Source organism: Nocardia australiensis, from assembly GCF_020733705.1.
GTDB lineage: Bacteria > Actinomycetota > Actinomycetes > Mycobacteriales > Mycobacteriaceae > Nocardia > Nocardia australiensis.
In genome coordinates this window covers 1,045,962-1,061,078 of the sequence record NZ_JAJFZM010000001.1, presented here as the reverse complement: position 1 = coordinate 1,061,078, position 15,117 = coordinate 1,045,962, and the positions used below count along the sequence as shown (strand labels likewise).

The 15,117-nt window shown below is 66.3% G+C and carries 14 protein-coding genes; 12 read left to right on the top strand and 2 right to left on the bottom strand.

What is annotated here, in order from left to right:
- The first annotated feature begins 4 nt into the window (after window positions 1-4).
- The 5 genes from thiO to LKE06_RS04770 all read left to right on the top strand — a co-directional run bounded on the left by thiO (window position 5) and on the right by LKE06_RS04770 (window position 4,008).
- Window positions 5-1,132: a glycine oxidase ThiO gene (gene thiO, locus LKE06_RS04790; RefSeq protein WP_227997393.1), complete on the top strand. Its 1,128-nt coding sequence runs from the start codon at window positions 5-7 to the stop codon at window positions 1,130-1,132.
- Window positions 1,129-1,347: a sulfur carrier protein ThiS gene (gene thiS, locus LKE06_RS04785; RefSeq protein WP_227997392.1), complete on the top strand. Its 219-nt coding sequence runs from the start codon at window positions 1,129-1,131 to the stop codon at window positions 1,345-1,347. The genes thiO and thiS overlap by 4 nt, the downstream gene beginning before the upstream one ends.
- Entirely contained in the window at window positions 1,340-2,095 is a 756-nt protein-coding gene (locus tag LKE06_RS04780) for a thiazole synthase (protein ID WP_227997391.1), read from the top strand. The genes thiS and LKE06_RS04780 overlap by 8 nt, the downstream gene beginning before the upstream one ends.
- Before the next feature lie 144 nt (window positions 2,096-2,239).
- Window positions 2,240-3,247: an ABC transporter ATP-binding protein gene (locus tag LKE06_RS04775; protein ID WP_227997390.1), complete on the top strand. Its 1,008-nt coding sequence runs from the start codon at window positions 2,240-2,242 to the stop codon at window positions 3,245-3,247.
- On the top strand, window positions 3,247-4,008 hold the full coding sequence (locus LKE06_RS04770; protein ID WP_227997389.1) for an ABC transporter permease: 762 nt from the start codon (window positions 3,247-3,249) through the stop codon (window positions 4,006-4,008). Before LKE06_RS04775 ends, LKE06_RS04770 begins: the two co-directional genes overlap by 1 nt.
- 384 nt (window positions 4,009-4,392) lie before the next feature.
- Here the strand turns inward: LKE06_RS04770 and LKE06_RS33505 are convergent, their stop codons facing one another.
- The gene (locus LKE06_RS33505; RefSeq protein ID WP_504787100.1) at window positions 4,393-4,536 is read right to left on the bottom strand and encodes a CG2302 family histidine operon protein; all 144 of its coding nucleotides are present in this window, start codon (window positions 4,534-4,536) and stop codon (window positions 4,393-4,395) included.
- Window positions 4,537-4,713: 177 nt separating this feature from the next.
- Between LKE06_RS33505 and LKE06_RS04765 the strand changes: the two genes are divergently transcribed.
- The 7 genes from LKE06_RS04765 to LKE06_RS04735 all read left to right on the top strand — a co-directional run bounded on the left by LKE06_RS04765 (window position 4,714) and on the right by LKE06_RS04735 (window position 14,078).
- Window positions 4,714-6,429: an acyclic terpene utilization AtuA family protein gene (locus LKE06_RS04765; protein WP_227999283.1), complete on the top strand. Its 1,716-nt coding sequence runs from the start codon at window positions 4,714-4,716 to the stop codon at window positions 6,427-6,429.
- Between the two features lie 97 nt (window positions 6,430-6,526).
- Complete coding sequence (locus tag LKE06_RS04760) at window positions 6,527-7,675, top strand: acyl-CoA dehydrogenase family protein (RefSeq protein WP_227999282.1); 1,149 nt, start codon at window positions 6,527-6,529, stop codon at window positions 7,673-7,675.
- Window positions 7,672-9,270 (top strand): acyl-CoA carboxylase subunit beta, encoded by a 1,599-nt coding sequence (locus LKE06_RS04755; protein ID WP_227997388.1) that lies wholly within the window; start codon window positions 7,672-7,674, stop codon window positions 9,268-9,270. The genes LKE06_RS04760 and LKE06_RS04755 overlap by 4 nt, the downstream gene beginning before the upstream one ends.
- Window positions 9,271-9,278: 8 nt before the next feature.
- The gene (locus tag LKE06_RS04750) at window positions 9,279-11,393 is read left to right on the top strand and encodes an acetyl/propionyl/methylcrotonyl-CoA carboxylase subunit alpha (RefSeq protein WP_227997387.1); all 2,115 of its coding nucleotides are present in this window, start codon (window positions 9,279-9,281) and stop codon (window positions 11,391-11,393) included.
- Window positions 11,390-12,550: an acyl-CoA dehydrogenase family protein gene (locus LKE06_RS04745; protein ID WP_227997386.1), complete on the top strand. Its 1,161-nt coding sequence runs from the start codon at window positions 11,390-11,392 to the stop codon at window positions 12,548-12,550. Before LKE06_RS04750 ends, LKE06_RS04745 begins: the two co-directional genes overlap by 4 nt.
- A gap of 125 nt (window positions 12,551-12,675) precedes the next feature.
- The gene (locus tag LKE06_RS04740) at window positions 12,676-13,458 is read left to right on the top strand and encodes an enoyl-CoA hydratase family protein (RefSeq protein WP_227997385.1); all 783 of its coding nucleotides are present in this window, start codon (window positions 12,676-12,678) and stop codon (window positions 13,456-13,458) included.
- Window positions 13,459-13,463: 5 nt separating this feature from the next.
- Complete coding sequence (locus LKE06_RS04735) at window positions 13,464-14,078, top strand: TetR/AcrR family transcriptional regulator (protein ID WP_227997384.1); 615 nt, start codon at window positions 13,464-13,466, stop codon at window positions 14,076-14,078.
- Between the two features lie 10 nt (window positions 14,079-14,088).
- Here LKE06_RS04735 and LKE06_RS04730 read toward each other — a convergent pair whose 3' ends face one another.
- Window positions 14,089-15,117: a hypothetical protein gene (locus LKE06_RS04730; RefSeq protein WP_227997383.1), complete on the bottom strand. Its 1,029-nt coding sequence runs from the start codon at window positions 15,115-15,117 to the stop codon at window positions 14,089-14,091.

Genomic DNA, 15,117 nt, shown 5'->3' with positions numbered 1-15,117 from the left:
GGGGATGCGATATGGAGGTGGTCTGGAGGTGGATCGGGTGCGGACTCTGGCCGTCGTCGGCGCCGGTGCCGTCGGACTCGCCGTGGCATGGCGTTGCGCGGTGGCCGGATGGTCGGTGACACTCTTCGACCCGGCTGCCGGATCCGGTGCGTCCTGGGTCGCGGGTGGCATGCTCGCACCGCTGTCGGAAGGCTGGCCGGGGGAGGAACGCGTCCTCGAATTCGGTGCCGCCTCGCTGGCCCGCTGGCCCGAATTCGCCGAGCGCATCCGGGTCGAGACCGGGGTGGAGGTATTCGTCGCCGAGCAGACGCTGACGGTCGCGTTGGACAGCGCCGACGCCGCTGACCTGCGCACCGTCGCCGACTGGGTCGGCGGCCACGGCCACGAGTTGCGCGTGCTGGACCGGGCGGGCGTGCGCGCGCTGGAGCCCACGCTGTCGCGTACCGTCCGCGCGGGACTGCTCGCACCCACCGAGCCCGCCATCGATAATCGCCGACTGCTCGACGCGCTGCGCACCGCCTGTGGGTCGGCCGGGGTGGAGTTGCGCGCGGAATCGGTCGAGGACATCGACGCGCTGCCGCACGATCAGATCGTGCTCGCCGCCGGTGCCGCCTCGCCCAGGCTCTGGCCGCGGCTGCCGGTCCGGCCCGTCAAGGGCGAGATCCTGCGACTTCGCCACCGGCCGGGCGCGGCGCCACCACCGGATCGGGTGATCCGGGCTCGTGTACATGGCAGGCCGGTCTATCTGGTGCCGCGTGCCAGCGGAATCGTCGTCGGCGCGACACAATACGAGGCGGGATTCGACGCCACGGTGACCGTGGCCGGGGTCCGCGACCTGATCGCGGACGCCGAGGCCATTGTGCCCGGCATCGGCGAATACGAATTGGCCGAGTCCAGCGTGGGTTTCCGGCCGAGCTCACCGGATAACCTGCCGCTGATCGGCAGGCTCACCGACCGGTTGGTGGTCGCCACCGGGCATGGCCGCAATGGCATGCTCACGGTCCCGCTCACCGTCGACGCGGTGTCGAGTCTGCTCGCCGGTGAGGTGCTCGATGACGCGAAAGTCGCCGACCCGCAACGTTTTTCGGCGCTGAGTGCGCCGTCGCTATCGTCCGCAGGAGGAATTCGATGACCGCGATATCAATCCCCATCGGCGTCACCGTGAACGGCGAGGACCACGAGTTCGCCGAATCGCTCACGGTGCGTGAGTTGCTCGAACGTCTCGAGCTGCCGTCGCGGGGCGTGGCGCTCGCGGTGGACGGTGCCGTCTTCCCCAAGTCGCGCTGGCACGAACCGGTTGGCCGCGGCTGGAACATCGAGGTGCTTACGGCGGTCCAGGGTGGCTGACACACTGGAGATCGCCGGCAGGCAGTTCGGTTCCCGCCTGATCATGGGCACCGGCGGCGCCGACAACCTGGCGGTCCTCGAGGAGGCGCTCCTCGCCTCCGGCACCGAATTGACCACGGTCGCCATGCGCCGCGTCGATTCGGCGGGCGGCACCGGCGTGCTCGACCTGCTGAAGCGTCTGGACATCATGCCGCTGCCGAATACGGCGGGCTGCCGAACCGCGGCCGAGGCGGTGCTCACCGCGCGACTGGCCGCCGAGGCGCTCGACACCAACTGGGTGAAGCTCGAAGTTATCGCCGACGAACGCACTCTGCTGCCCGACTCCATCGAATTGCTGACCGCCGCGGAACAATTGGTCGACGCGGGTTTCGTCGTGCTGCCCTACACCACCGACGATCCGATCCTGGCCCGCCGACTGGAGGACGCGGGCTGCGCCGCGGTCATGCCGCTAGGCGCCCCCATCGGCACCGGACTCGGCATCGGCAATCCGCACAATATCGAGATGATCGCCGCCGCCGCCGGCGTCCCGGTCATCCTCGACGCGGGCATCGGAACCGCGAGCGACGCCGCGCTCGCCATGGAACTCGGGTGCGCCGCCGTCCTGCTCGCCACCGCCGTGACCAGGGCAAAACACCCCGCGCTCATGGCAACCGCGATGGCGGACGCCGTGCGCGCCGGCCATCTGGCCCGGCAGGCCGGGCGCATCCCCAAGCGCTTCTGGGCACAAGCCTCCTCCCCGGCCCTGTGACGCGGGCAGCCCGCTGACACCGCGGCAACAGCGGTCAGGGTTGTCCCCCATATGCCAGGACCGGGTTCGGTCATCCTCGAGGATGACCGAACTCGCCACTTTTTGTTGACGCGCTCGGACAGATTTTCCGGAATGCTGGGTGCCATGATCGAACTGAGGGGCCTGACCAAGCATTACGGGCAGACCGCTGCGGTTCAGGATCTCACCTTCACAGTTCGTCCTGGACTGGTGACGGGTTTCCTTGGACCCAACGGCGCCGGTAAATCGACCACTATGCGGATGATCCTCGGGCTGGACAAGCCCACTGCGGGCACCGCGCTGATCAACGGCAAGCCATACCACCAGCTGGACCATCCGTTGCGCGCCGTCGGCGCGCTGCTGGATGCCAAGTGGGTGCATCCGAATCGTTCAGCGCGTGCCCACCTGCAGTGGATGGCCGCCTCCAACGACATTGCGATGTCCCGGGTAGACGAGGTACTGCGCCTGGTCGGCCTGTCGGAGGTGGCCGGCAAAAACGCGGGCGGCTTCTCACTCGGCATGTCGCAGCGGCTCGGCCTGGCCGGTGCCCTGCTCGGCGACCCGCAGGTGCTGCTGTTCGACGAGCCGGTCAACGGCCTGGACCCGGAAGGCATCCTGTGGATCCGCCGGTTCATGCAGCGGCTGGCCGCCGAGGGCCGCACCGTGCTGGTCTCCAGCCATTTGCTCTCGGAGATGGCGCAAACCGCCGAACATCTCGTCGTAATCGGCAAGGGACAGCTGATCTCCGATTCGACCACCAAGGAATTCATCGAGCGCGCCTCGGAAGCCTCAGTCCGGGTACGCAGTCCGCAACTCGACCAGTTGCGCAGCGTGCTCACCTCCAACGGGATGACCGTGCGTGAGGACGGCGAGGGCACCGACGGTCCCGCGCTGGTCGTCGCCGGAGTGACCAGTGACGACATCGGCAAGCTCGCCGGCGCCAACGACATCACGCTGTTCGAGCTTGCGCCGCAACGGGCTTCGCTCGAGGAGGCGTTCATGCGGATGACCGGTGGTGCGGTGCAGTACCACGGTGAAGGCTTCGATTCGGCGGGAGCGACGGGCTCGGAAGCGGTAGCTCGCGTAACCACGCAGGCCCCCGCGTCATACACAGCGATGGGAGGTGCGCTCTGATGGGCGTGCTGGCAGCAGAACGAATCAAGCTCACCTCGACCAAGTCGCCCTGGTGGTGCTCGGCGGTCGTAGTGGTGCTGGCCATCGGGCTCTCCGCGCTGTTTTCGCTGGTAGTGAAGGCCGCCGGTGATAACCCGGCCGAGGGGACACCGATGCTGGATATCAGCACCGCGACCGCCGGTATCACCGGTTTCGGCGTCATGGTGCTGACCATCATGGCGACGCTGACGGTGACCAGCGAATACCGGTTCGGCGTTATCCGCACAACCTTCCAGGCCGTCCCCAATCGCACCAAGGTGCTGTTGACGAAGACCGCGCTGGTCGGTGTCTACGGTGCCGTGCTCACCATGGTCCTGGCGTTTCTCGCCATCGGAGTGGCCAAACTGATCGGTAACGGCGCGCCCGGCGTCGATCTGGCCCTCGACGGCCAGTGGCGCGCGATCTACGGCATCCCGATCTACGCCTTCCTCTACATCGCCTTCGCCATCGGCATCGGCACACTGGTGCGGCAATCGGCCGCGGCGATCTCGATCGTGGTGCTCTGGTCCCTGCTGGTCGAGCCGCTGCTGAGCGCCTTCGGCAGCTTCGGTCGCAATGTCGGGCCGTTCCTGCCCTTCCAGAACGCCTCGCACTTCCTGTCCCTCTCGGAAAGCAGTGGCAACTGGCACTGGGGTCCCTGGGGCAGCCTGATCTACTTCACCGCTTTCGTTGCGATCGTGTTCGGTGCGGCCCTGTTCGCAGTGAACCAGCGCGACGCCTAGCTACCCGAGTAGCCCTCCCTCGCCACTCGGGTGTGGGGTGCGCGCCTTGTCGGGAGGTATGCGCGCCCCCCTTCACACCGACTGCCACTGCCCGGAAGTCGGTGCGACCACCGGTCCGATGATTCTCATCGGGCCGGTGTTGTCGTTTTTTTGGCCGCTGGCGCGGCGTGTTCGCGGCCCCCTCTGGCTCGCGTCCGAGGGGCAAATACTTGCTCCTTCGTCGCATCGTATTTGCCCCTCGGACGCGAGCCGGCCGCGAACTTTAGGGCTCGATCTCGCTTCGCTCGAAAACTGGTGTCGTGGCGAGTGGGCACGTAAGTGGGTTTGTGCGGGCGGCACCTACTGTTTTGTGTCCAGGTAGGTGCTTTTGGCTGGGGGATGGGGTCAGTTCATCCATGCGATGGCGCCGGCTATTGCTAGCACTGCGCAGACTGCTAGGGCGATTGATAGGGGGCGGAGGGTTTTCCAGGTGGAGTAGGCGCCGCCTATGAGGAATCCGGCGAGGGCGAGTAGCAGGATGGTGGACATTGGGGTGAGTGTATTTGGCGGGGGGTGGGGGCTGGTGGGGATGCCGAGGATTAACAAGCACGCGTGCTTGCTTTTTTAGGGAACTGGTGTGATGCTGGTGCCTGGTACGCGGACTTCACCGGTTCGGCGATGTGGCTGCGCTGGGACGGTTCGCCGCACAGGAGGGACTTCCGGCTGATGAGTGTGCTGGCCGCCGACCCGGATGTGATCCGAATCGGCAACTGTTCCGGGTTCTACGGAGATCGCCTCAGCGCGATGCGTGAGATGCTCGAGGGCGGGCAGCTCGATGTGCTTACCGGCGACTATCTCGCTGAACTGACAATGTTGATCCTCGGTCGCGACCGGATGAAGGACCCGAGCCTCGGCTACGCAAAGACGTTCGTCAAGCAGATCGAGGAGTGTCTCGGCCTCGCGCTGGAGCGCAATGTGCAGATCGTCGCGAACGCGGGTGGGCTCAATCCCGCTGGACTGGCCGATCGGCTGCGCAAGGTCGCCGCGGATCTCGGCCTGGCGGCCAAGATCGCGCACGTCGAGGGTGACGATCTGCTCGCGCGGGCCGGCGAGCTCGGCCTCGGGGCGCCGCTCACCGCGAACGCTTACCTCGGCGGCTGGGGCATTGTCGAATGCCTGAACGCGGGCGCCGACATCGTCGTCACCGGCCGGGTCACCGACGCGTCGGTGGTACTCGCCCCGGGCGCCGCCCATTTCGGTTGGGGGCGTACCGATTACGACCAGCTGGCGGGCGCGGTGGTGGCGGGGCACGTTATCGAGTGCGGCACTCAGGCGACCGGCGGCAACTTCGCGTTCTTCACCGAGCTGCCCGATCTCGGCCGTCCCGGCTTCCCGATCGCCGAAATCCGCAGGGATGGCAGCAGTGTCATCACCAAACACGAGGGCACCGGCGGCGCGGCCACCGTCGATACCGTCGAAGCCCAGCTGATGTACGAGATTCAGAGCGCCCGATACGCGGGCCCGGATGTCACCACGCGCCTCGACACCATCGAGCTTGCTCAGGACGGTCCCGACCGGGTGCTCATCAGCGGTGTCACCGGCGAGGCGCCGCCGCCGCGACTCAAGGTGTCGCTCAATACCCTCGGCGGCTTCCGTAACGAGATGGAGTTCGTGCTGACGGGCCTCGATATCGAGGCGAAAGCCGCACTGGCGCAACGTCAATTGGAATCATGGCTGTCTGTTCGACCGGCCGAACTTTCGTGGACGCTGGCCCGGCTGGATCGGCCGGACGCCGAAACCGAGGAACAGGCCAGCGCGCTGCTGCGCTGCGTGGTCCGTGACCCGGATCCGAACAAGGTCGGGCGCGCGTTCTCCAGTGTGGCCGTCGAGCTGGCACTGGCGAGTTATCCGGGCGCGAGCTTTACCTCCTTGCCGGGCAACGGTTCTCCGTACGGCGTGTATACGCCGGGCTATGTCGACGCGAACGAGGTGCCGCACGCCGCTGTGCTTCCCGGCGGCACCCGCGTCGAGATCGCCCCCGCCTCCGACACACTCGAATTGTCCGACGTCGCTGCGCCCGAGCTACCGGAACCCTTGTCCGCCACGGAAACTCGCCGTGCGCCGCTGGGTGCCATCGCGCTCGCCCGCAGCGGCGACAAGGGTGGTAACGCGAATATCGGAGTGTGGGTGCGCACCGACGAGCAGTGGCGCTGGCTGGTCCACACGCTGACCGTCGAGCGGCTGCGAGAGCTGCTCCCCGAGGCCGCCGCGATGACCGTCACCCGGCACGTGCTACCGAATCTGCGTGCGGTGAACTTCATTATCGAAGGTCTGCTCGGGCAGGGCGTGGCCTATCAGGCCCGCTTCGACCCACAGGCCAAAGGGCTCGGCGAATGGCTGCGCTCGCGTTACCTCGAAATTCCATTGGAGCTGTTGCCATGAGCGTGCGATACCCGACCAGCCCGTCCCGAGCGATCGATAGGACCGCATCGGCGACCGGGGAGTTTTGTCTGGAGGTGACGGGCCTGTGAGTGTCGCGGTGAGCCCATGGAAAACGCCTGAGCGTCGCGAATTGCGTGACACCGTGCGGAGTTTCACCGAGCGGGAAATCCTGCCGCATATGGACGAGTGGGAACGCGCCGGAGAGATCCCGCGCGAACTACACGAGAAGGCCGGTGCGCTCGGTCTGCTCGGCATCCAATACCCGGAAGCCGCGGGCGGTTGCGGCGGTGACGCCATCGACGCGATGATCGTCTGCGAGGAACTACACCAGGCCGGCGCCTCCGGTGGCTTGTTCGCCTCGCTGTTCACCTGCGGAATCTCGGTGCCGCACATTATCGCCTCCGGCAATGCCGACCATATCGAGCGCTTCGCCAAGCCGACGCTGGCCGGTGCGAAGATCGGTTCGCTGGCCATTACCGAACCCGGCGGCGGCTCCGACGTCGGCCACCTCACCACCGCCGCGCGTCGCGATGGCGATCACTACATCGTCAATGGCGCGAAGACCTACATCACCTCCGGCGTGCGTGCCGATTTCGTCGTCACGGCGGTGCGCACGGGCGGCCCTGGCTCGAGCGGGATTTCGCTGCTGATCGTGGAGAAGGGCACGCCGGGATTCACCGTCAGCCGCAAGCTGGAGAAGATGGGTTGGCTCGCCTCCGATACCGCCGAACTGTCCTACGTGGATGTCCGAGTGCCGGCGGCGAATCTGGTCGGACCGGAGAACAGCGGCTTCTATCAGATCGCGGGCGCGTTCGTGAGCGAGCGCGTCGGCCTCGCGGTGCAGGCGTATTCGAGCGCACAGCGCTGCCTCGACCTCACGTTGCGGTGGGTCCGGGACCGCGAGACCTTCGGCCGCCCGTTGATCAGCAGGCAGGCCGTGCAGAACACCGTCACCGAAATGGCGCGGCGCATCGACGTGGCCAGGGTCTACGCCCGCGATGTCGTGGGCCGCAGCGCGGCGGGCGAAACCGATCTCATCGCCGAAGTGTGCTTCGCGAAGAACACTGCTGTCGAGGCCGGTGAGTGGGTGGCGAATCAGGCCGTGCAGCTGTTCGGCGGCCTCGGCTACATGCGCGAATCCGAGATCGAGCGTCAGTACCGCGATATGCGCATCCTCGGAATCGGCGGCGGCACAACAGAAATACTCACCGGCCTGGCCGCGAAGCGATTGGGGTATCAGGCATGACCACTCTGCGCACCACCTTGGACACCGGTTCGCCGGACTACCAGGCCGCCGCCGAGGCGATGACGACCAAGCTCACCGAGGTGGAGGCCGAATTCGCCAAAGCCATCGCCGGTGGCGGCCCGGAGAAGCTGGCCCGCCATCGCAAGCGCGGCAAGCTCACCGCGCGCGAACGCATCGAGTTGCTGCTCGACGAGGACTCGCCGTTCCTCGAGTTGTGCGCGCTCGCGGGCTGGGGCAGCGACTTCCACGTCGGTGCGAGCACCATCGCGGGTATCGGTGTGGTCGAGGGCGTCGAATGCATGATCCTCGCGCCCGATCCGACCGTGCGTGGCGGCACTTCGAATCCGTGGACGCTACGAAAGACGCTGCGCATCAACGACATTGTGCGCGAAAACCGGCTGCCGGTGATTTCGCTGGTGGAGTCCGGTGGCGCGGATCTGCCGACGCAGAAGGAAGTGTTCGTTCCGGGTGGTCGCATGTTCCGCGACCTCACCCAGGCGTCGGCGGCGGGTATCCCGACCATCGCACTGGTCTTCGGAAATTCGACCGCCGGTGGTGCCTATATCCCCGGCATGTCCGATCACGTGGTGATGATCAAGGAACGCTCCAAGGTGTTCCTCGGTGGTCCGCCGCTGGTGAAGATGGCCACCGGCGAGGAGTCCGACGACGAATCGCTCGGCGGCGCCGATATGCACGCGCGGGTCTCGGGTCTCGCGGACTACTACGCACTCGATGAGCAGGACGCGATCCGTATCGGACGCTCCATCGTCAAGCGGCTCAACTGGCGCAAGCAGGGTCCCGCGCCCCGCGCCGAGGTGATCGAACCGCTATATGACCCCGCTGATCTGCTCGGCATCGTTCCGCCGGATCTGAAGATCCCCTTCGACCCGCGCGAGGTTATCGCCCGCATCGTCGACGGATCCGATTTCGACGAGTTCAAGCCGCTCTACGGCAGCAGCCTGGTGACCGGGTGGGCGCAATTGCACGGCTATCCGGTCGGCATTCTCGCCAATGCGCGCGGCGTGCTGTTCTCCGAGGAATCGCAGAAGGCCACCCAGTTCATCCAGCTGGCCAATAAGTCGAATACGCCACTGTTGTTCCTGCACAACACCACCGGCTACATGGTGGGCAAAGAATACGAGCAGCGCGGCATCATCAAGCACGGCGCGATGATGATCAACGCGGTCTCCAACTCGACGGTCCCGCACATCTCGGTGCTGATGGGATCCTCCTACGGCGCAGGCCATTACGGTATGTGCGGCCGCGCCTACGATCCCCGTTTCGTGTTCGCGTGGCCCAGTGCGAAATCCGCCGTCATGGGTGGGGCGCAACTGGCGGGCGTGATCTCCATTGTCGGGCGGGCTGCCGCCGAGGCGAAGGGTCTGCCGTTCGACGAGAACGCCGACGCGGGCATGCGCGCGATGATCGAGGCCCAGATCGAGGCCGAGTCGCTGGCGATGTTCATGTCCGGACGCCTCTACGACGACGGTGTCATCGACCCCCGCGATACCCGCACGGTGTTGGGAATGTCCCTGTCGGCCATTCACAATGCTCCGATCAAGGGCGCCGATGGCTTCGGCGTCTTCCGAATGTGAGGCCGAACATGAGTGCATCGCAAAGCGATTCGACCAGCGGCGGTGGCCCGGTGCCGGGTGGGTCGATTACGAATGTTCTGGTTGCCAACCGCGGCGAGATCGCGCGACGGGTGTTCGCCACCTGCCGTCGCATGGGTATCGGCACGGTCGCGGTGTACTCCGACGCGGACGCCGCCGCACCGCATGTGGCCGAGGCCGACGCCGCGGTTCGTTTGCCCGGCGATACCCCGGCCGAAACTTACCTGCGCGGTGAGCTGATCATCGAAGCCGCGCTCGCCACCGGCGCCGACGCCATCCACCCGGGTTACGGATTCCTTTCCGAGAACGCGGAATTCGCGCGCGCCGTGCTCGGTGCCGGTTTGGTGTGGGTCGGTCCGCCGGTCGAGGCCATCGAGCAGATGGGCTCGAAGGTCGCCTCGAAGAAGATGATGGACGCGGCCGGTGTCCCGGTGCTGGCCGAGCTCGATCCGGCCGAGGTCACCGAGGCACATCTGCCGGTGCTCATCAAGGCGTCCGCGGGCGGCGGTGGCCGTGGCATGCGAGTGGTGCGCGAACTTGCCGACCTGGAGCCCCAAATCGCCGCCGCGCGCAGGGAAGCCGAATCCGCGTTCGGTGATCCGACCGTGTTCTGTGAACGCTATCTGGAGACCGGCAGGCACATCGAGGTACAGGTCATGGCGGATACACACGGCGCTATCTGGGCAGTCGGCGAGCGCGAATGCTCCATTCAGCGCCGCCACCAGAAGGTGATCGAGGAAGCGCCGTCACCACTGGTCGAACGCATCGACGCCCTGCGAGGTCAGGGGTCCGAGAACGCGGGCCTCGCCAACGGGGCCGATGCTCCGACCATGCGGGAGCGACTCTTCGAGGCGGCACGCCTGGCCACCGGCGCCATCGGCTACGCAGGTGCGGGCACCGTCGAATTCCTGGCCGACGAGCGTGGCGAGTTCTTCTTCCTGGAGATGAATACCCGTCTCCAGGTGGAACATCCGGTCACCGAATGCACCACCGGACTGGATCTGGTGCGCTTGCAGCTCGACATCGCTGCGGGCGAGCGGTTGCCGTCTACGGTTCCGCCGCTGCGCGGGCATTCCATCGAGGTCCGCCTGTACGCCGAGGACCCGGCGCATGACTGGCAGCCACAGAGCGGCACCGTGCACCGCATCGATATTCCCTCGGTAACAACCGAATTCGATATTCTCGACCGACCCGGCGTGCGCCTGGACACCGGCGTCGTCGACGGCTCGATCGTCGGGGTGCATTACGACCCGATGCTCGCCAAGGTCATCTCATATGGCGACACCCGCGCCGAGGCGGCGCGGCTCTTGGCAACGGCTTTGCACCGCGCCAAGATTCACGGTCTGGTCACCAACCGCGACCTGTTGGTGCGGGTACTGCGCCACCCGGCCTTCCTGGCGGGCGATACGGATACGGCATTCTTCGCCACCCACGGCCTGGATACTCTTGCCGCGCCGTCGGTTTCGGATGCCGACGAGGAACTGTCCATCGTCGCCGCCGCGTTCGCGGAGGCGGCGGCCAACCGCCGTTCCGCGCGGGTAGACGGTGGTATCCCGGCGGGTTGGCGGAATCTGCCCTCGCAGGCGCAGCGCAAATCATACGAAAGCCGCACCACCGGTACGCATGACATCGACTACCTGTTCACTCGCGATGGTGTGACGGTGGAGGGCCACGATGGTCTCGAGCTCATCGAGGCGACGCCGGAGCACGTCGTGCTCGCGGTACCCGGCGAACGTGGCGCGGTGCGAAGGCATTTCGCCGTCGTGCGCTATGGCGATCTGGTCTGCGTGGATTCGCCGCTCGGACCGGTCAGCGTGCGCAGGCTGCCGCGCTTCAGCGATCCGGCCGATCAGGTGGCGACCGGATCACTGCTCGCACCCATGCCGGGCAGCGTGATTCGGCTCGGCGCCGAGGTCGGCAGCACGGTCGAACAGGGGCAGCCGATCCTATGGCTGGAGGCGATGAAGATGGAACACACCATCGCCGCTCCCGCCGCGGGTGTCCTCAGTGCCCTCAACGTCACCGTCGGCCAGCAGGTCGACGTTGGCGCCGTTCTCGCGGTCGTCGATCCGGCCGAAGACAACGAAGAACAGGAGAATCGATGAGCTTCATCGAAACCGAAGAGCAGAAGGCACTGCGCGCGGCGGTTGCCGCGCTCGCCGCGAAATACAACTACCGCGACTACGTACTGCCGAAGGCCCGCAAGCACGAGCCGTTGTCGGAATTGTGGGACGAGGCAGGCAAACTCGGCTTCCTCGGGGTGAACCTGCCTGAGCAGTACGGCGGCGGTGGCGCGGGCATGTACGAGCTTGCGCTGGTGATGGAGGAGCTTTCCGCCCATGGCGCCGGGCTGCTGCTCATGGTGGTCTCTCCGGCCATTTGCGGCACCATCCTCACCAAGTACGGTACCGATGAGCAGAAGCAGTACTGGCTGCCGAAACTCGCCGACGGCAGCAGCAAGATGGTCTTCGGTATCACCGAGCCCGACGCCGGCTCCAACTCGCACCAGATCTCCACCACCGCCCGCCGCGACGGTGATGACTGGATCCTCAACGGCCGCAAGATCTTCATCTCCGGCGTGGATCAGGCCGAGGCCGTGCTCATCGTGTCCCGCACCGAGGACCACAAGACGGGCAAGCTCAAGCCGGCGCTGTTCATCGTGCCGACCGATGCCGAAGGCTTCCAGAAGACGCCCCAGGAAATGGACATCGTCGAACCGGATCACCAGTTCACGCTGTTCCTCGATGATGTGCGGCTGCCATCGACCGCGTTGGTAGGCAAGGAAGACGCCGCGCTGATGCAGCTGTTCTCCGGCCTGAACCCGGAGCGCATCATGGGCGCGTCCATGGCCGTCGGCATCGGCCGCTACGCCATCGACCGTGCCGTCGAATACGCCAAGGAGCGGACGGTCTGGAAGACCCCGATCGGCGCGCACCAGGGCATCGCGCATCCGCTCGCCCAGGTGAAGATCGAACTGGAACAGGCCAAGCTGATGATGCAGAAGGCCGCGTACCTGTATGACGCGGGCGACGAAATGGGTGCCGCCGAAGCCGCGAATATGGCGAAATACGCTGCGGCAGAAGCGAGTATCAAGGCACTCGACCAGGCCATCCAAACCCATGGCGGTGCCGGTCTCACCAAGGAATACGGGTTGGCCGCCATGCTGGCCGCCGCGCGCATCAGCCGCGTCGCACCGGTCAGTCGCGAAATGATCCTGAACTTCGTCGCGCAGTACTCGCTCGGCTTGCCGAAGTCGTACTGATCCGGTCGGGCCGGCAGCCATTGCCGCCCCATCGGATGCGTTGCACTGCAAAGGTTTACGCCTGGCAATGCGCGGAGCAGACATCAGACGGGGTGCGGGAGCTCCCGCATAACACAGGAGGCTCGATGAGCGACAGCACCGAATCGCCGTACGTACGGTACGAGATCCGTGCCGGGTTGGCCACGCTGACCTTCGATTCGCCGCACAACCGCAATGCGCTGTCATCCAGGCTCGTGGCCGAACTGCTCGCGGGTCTGGACGCCGCCGCAGCCGACCCGGCCGTGCGCGCGATTGTGCTCGCGCACACTGGAAATACCTTCTGCGCCGGTGCGGATCTGAGCGAGGCCGGCAACGTCGACCCGGCGGTGGCCGCCGATGAACGCACCCGCGTGATGATCGGGGTGCTGCGTCGCCTGGTGGAAACGCCGAAGCCGGTGATCGCGCAGATCGACGGCAATGTGCGGGCGGGCGGGATGGGCATCGTCGCCGCCTGTGACATCGTGGTCGCCGGTCCCGCCAGCAGCTTCGCTCTAACCGAAGTGCGAATCGGGTTGGCGCCGTTCATGATTTCGCTTACTCTGCTCCCGCGCCTGAGTGCTCGCGCGGCGAGCCGGTACTACCTCACCGGCGAGAAGTTCGGTGCCGAGGTGGCCGAGCGGATCGGCCTCGTCACAGTGACAGCCGCCGACCCGGCCGGCGAGGTCGAGCGGCTGTCTGCCGAGCTGCGCAAGGGCTCGCCGCAGGGTTTGGCCGAGGCCAAGAAATTGGTGAACGCCGACCTGCTCGCCGGGTTCGATGCTTCAGCCGAAGAACTCGCCGCACGCTCGGCGAGCTTCTTCGGCACCCCCGAGGTACACGAGGGCATGACGGCCTTCCTACAGCGCCGTCCACCGAGCTGGGCAGAATAGCGGCCATGGCGACACCGCACGAACCCAAGCAGGACCGCAGCCGGGCCACCCGGCAGCGGCTGCTCGAGGCAACCATCGACTGCTTGGCCGACACCGGCTGGACGGCCGCGACAGTCGCCGTTGTCGCCGAACGAGCCGGGGTTTCGCGCGGTGCCGCGCAACATCACTTCCCGACCAGAGAAGACCTGATCACCGCCGCCCTCGAGTACATGTTCGATACGCGCATGGATCAGGCCAAGATCGAAGCGCTTTCGGTCGCGGCCGTCGCCGAAGGGGCGGGGCGCACCCGTGCGGTGGTCGCCGGTCTCGTCGAGTCCTACACCTCTCCGCTGTTCAAGGCCGCCCTTCAGGTGTGGACCCACGCCGCCGCCGACCCTGCCCTGCGCGAACGAATTGTTCCGCTGGAAGCCAAATTCGGACGCACCGCCCACCGCCGCGCCGTCGAAGCCCTTGGCGTGGACGACTCCGACCCCGTCGCCCACCACCTCGTCCAAGCCACCCTCGACCTGGCCCGTGGCCTCGGCCTCGCCGACGTCCTCACCGACGACTCGGCCCGCCGCGAACAGATCATTCAGCAATGGTCGGCCACCCTACACACCGCTCTGAACGCACCCAATTGACTCGGACCGACTACCCGACGGGCCGCACGTGCTCGAACCAGGCAACGCACTCCATCGGACTCAGTGTCCGCTCCAGCACCAGTTCAGCGGTCATGCTCGGGTAGTACCGCAGCGCCGGGAAGTGATGTGGATACGGCATCTCGTCGAGTACGAGTACCCGATTGTCGTCGATGACCGGGATATCGGCTGGCGCGGCCTCGTTCCAGATCCTGGTTCCGTCGGGGGCGTGAAACAGGAATGAGCAGACGGTCGATTCTCGGCCGTCGGCATCGCGAGAGACCGCGACCGCTTCGGCCGACGGCGCCTCGCCGCGCAGATATCCGCCACCGACGAGTGCGTCGCCGAGCAGGGTTTGCAGCTGGAAGTTGTCGGCGATCCCGCTGATACGCAGCTGGTAGCCGGTACCGGTTTCGCGATCCAGGGCGATCAGCGGCTCGTCGTCCAGCACCAGCAGTGCGTAGTCGATGTCCTTGCTATCGGAATCGGTGGCCTGCGCGTAGCTGTGATACCGCTGCGTCAGCAGTTCGCGGATGGGTGTGCTGAGGCGCTGGCGAACCGCCTTGCGCTGCAACATGGACAGCGAGGCCGTCAACCACGAGGACAGCGTCAGCCAGGACAGGGTCGCCTCGAACCCGAACGCTTCGATCATCGGCTCCAGTAGTTCGTGCTCGTTGTCGATGTCCGTGGGGTCGGGCAGGTCGAAGTCCATGGTCGTGGCCCACTGCTCGACCAACCCCTGAGCGTTTTCCAGCGCATTCGCGAGATTCGCCAGCACCCCTGGTGCGCATACGACCGGGTCGGCGCCGACCTCGACGCAGTAACCGATCATCGCCCCGATATCCGCTCTGCCACCAAGCGGCACATCGTCGAGCACGGCGGCCAGCCGCGGCCCCGCCTCTTTCAGCGCCGCATCACTCGCGTCACCGATCAGCACACGCAGCTCACCGTGTGCCTCCGTCATCTCCTCCGGCTCCTGCGCGCGCACCGAACGCTCGAATTCCGCAACAGCACTTAACAATTGATCGTCCCCAACAGTCAC

What these genes read in the sequence shown, in the direction of transcription:
- LKE06_RS04750 (WP_227997387.1), top strand. Translation starts at nt 9,279, where the DNA reads ATGAGTGCATCGCAAAGCGATTCGACCAGCGGCGGTGGCCCGGTGCCG.
- LKE06_RS04745 (WP_227997386.1), top strand. Translation starts at nt 11,390, where the DNA reads ATGAGCTTCATCGAAACCGAAGAGCAGAAGGCACTGCGCGCGGCGGTT.
- thiS (WP_227997392.1), top strand. Translation starts at nt 1,129, where the DNA reads ATGACCGCGATATCAATCCCCATCGGCGTCACCGTGAACGGCGAGGAC.
- LKE06_RS04740 (WP_227997385.1), top strand. Translation starts at nt 12,676, where the DNA reads ATGAGCGACAGCACCGAATCGCCGTACGTACGGTACGAGATCCGTGCC.
- LKE06_RS04775 (WP_227997390.1), top strand. Translation starts at nt 2,240, where the DNA reads ATGATCGAACTGAGGGGCCTGACCAAGCATTACGGGCAGACCGCTGCG.
- thiO (WP_227997393.1), top strand. Translation starts at nt 5, where the DNA reads ATGCGATATGGAGGTGGTCTGGAGGTGGATCGGGTGCGGACTCTGGCC.
- LKE06_RS04770 (WP_227997389.1), top strand. Translation starts at nt 3,247, where the DNA reads ATGGGCGTGCTGGCAGCAGAACGAATCAAGCTCACCTCGACCAAGTCG.
- LKE06_RS04735 (WP_227997384.1), top strand. Translation starts at nt 13,464, where the DNA reads ATGGCGACACCGCACGAACCCAAGCAGGACCGCAGCCGGGCCACCCGG.
- LKE06_RS33505 (WP_504787100.1), bottom strand. Translation starts at nt 4,536, where the DNA reads ATGTCCACCATCCTGCTACTCGCCCTCGCCGGATTCCTCATAGGCGGC.
- LKE06_RS04765 (WP_227999283.1), top strand. Translation starts at nt 4,714, where the DNA reads ATGAGTGTGCTGGCCGCCGACCCGGATGTGATCCGAATCGGCAACTGT.
- LKE06_RS04755 (WP_227997388.1), top strand. Translation starts at nt 7,672, where the DNA reads ATGACCACTCTGCGCACCACCTTGGACACCGGTTCGCCGGACTACCAG.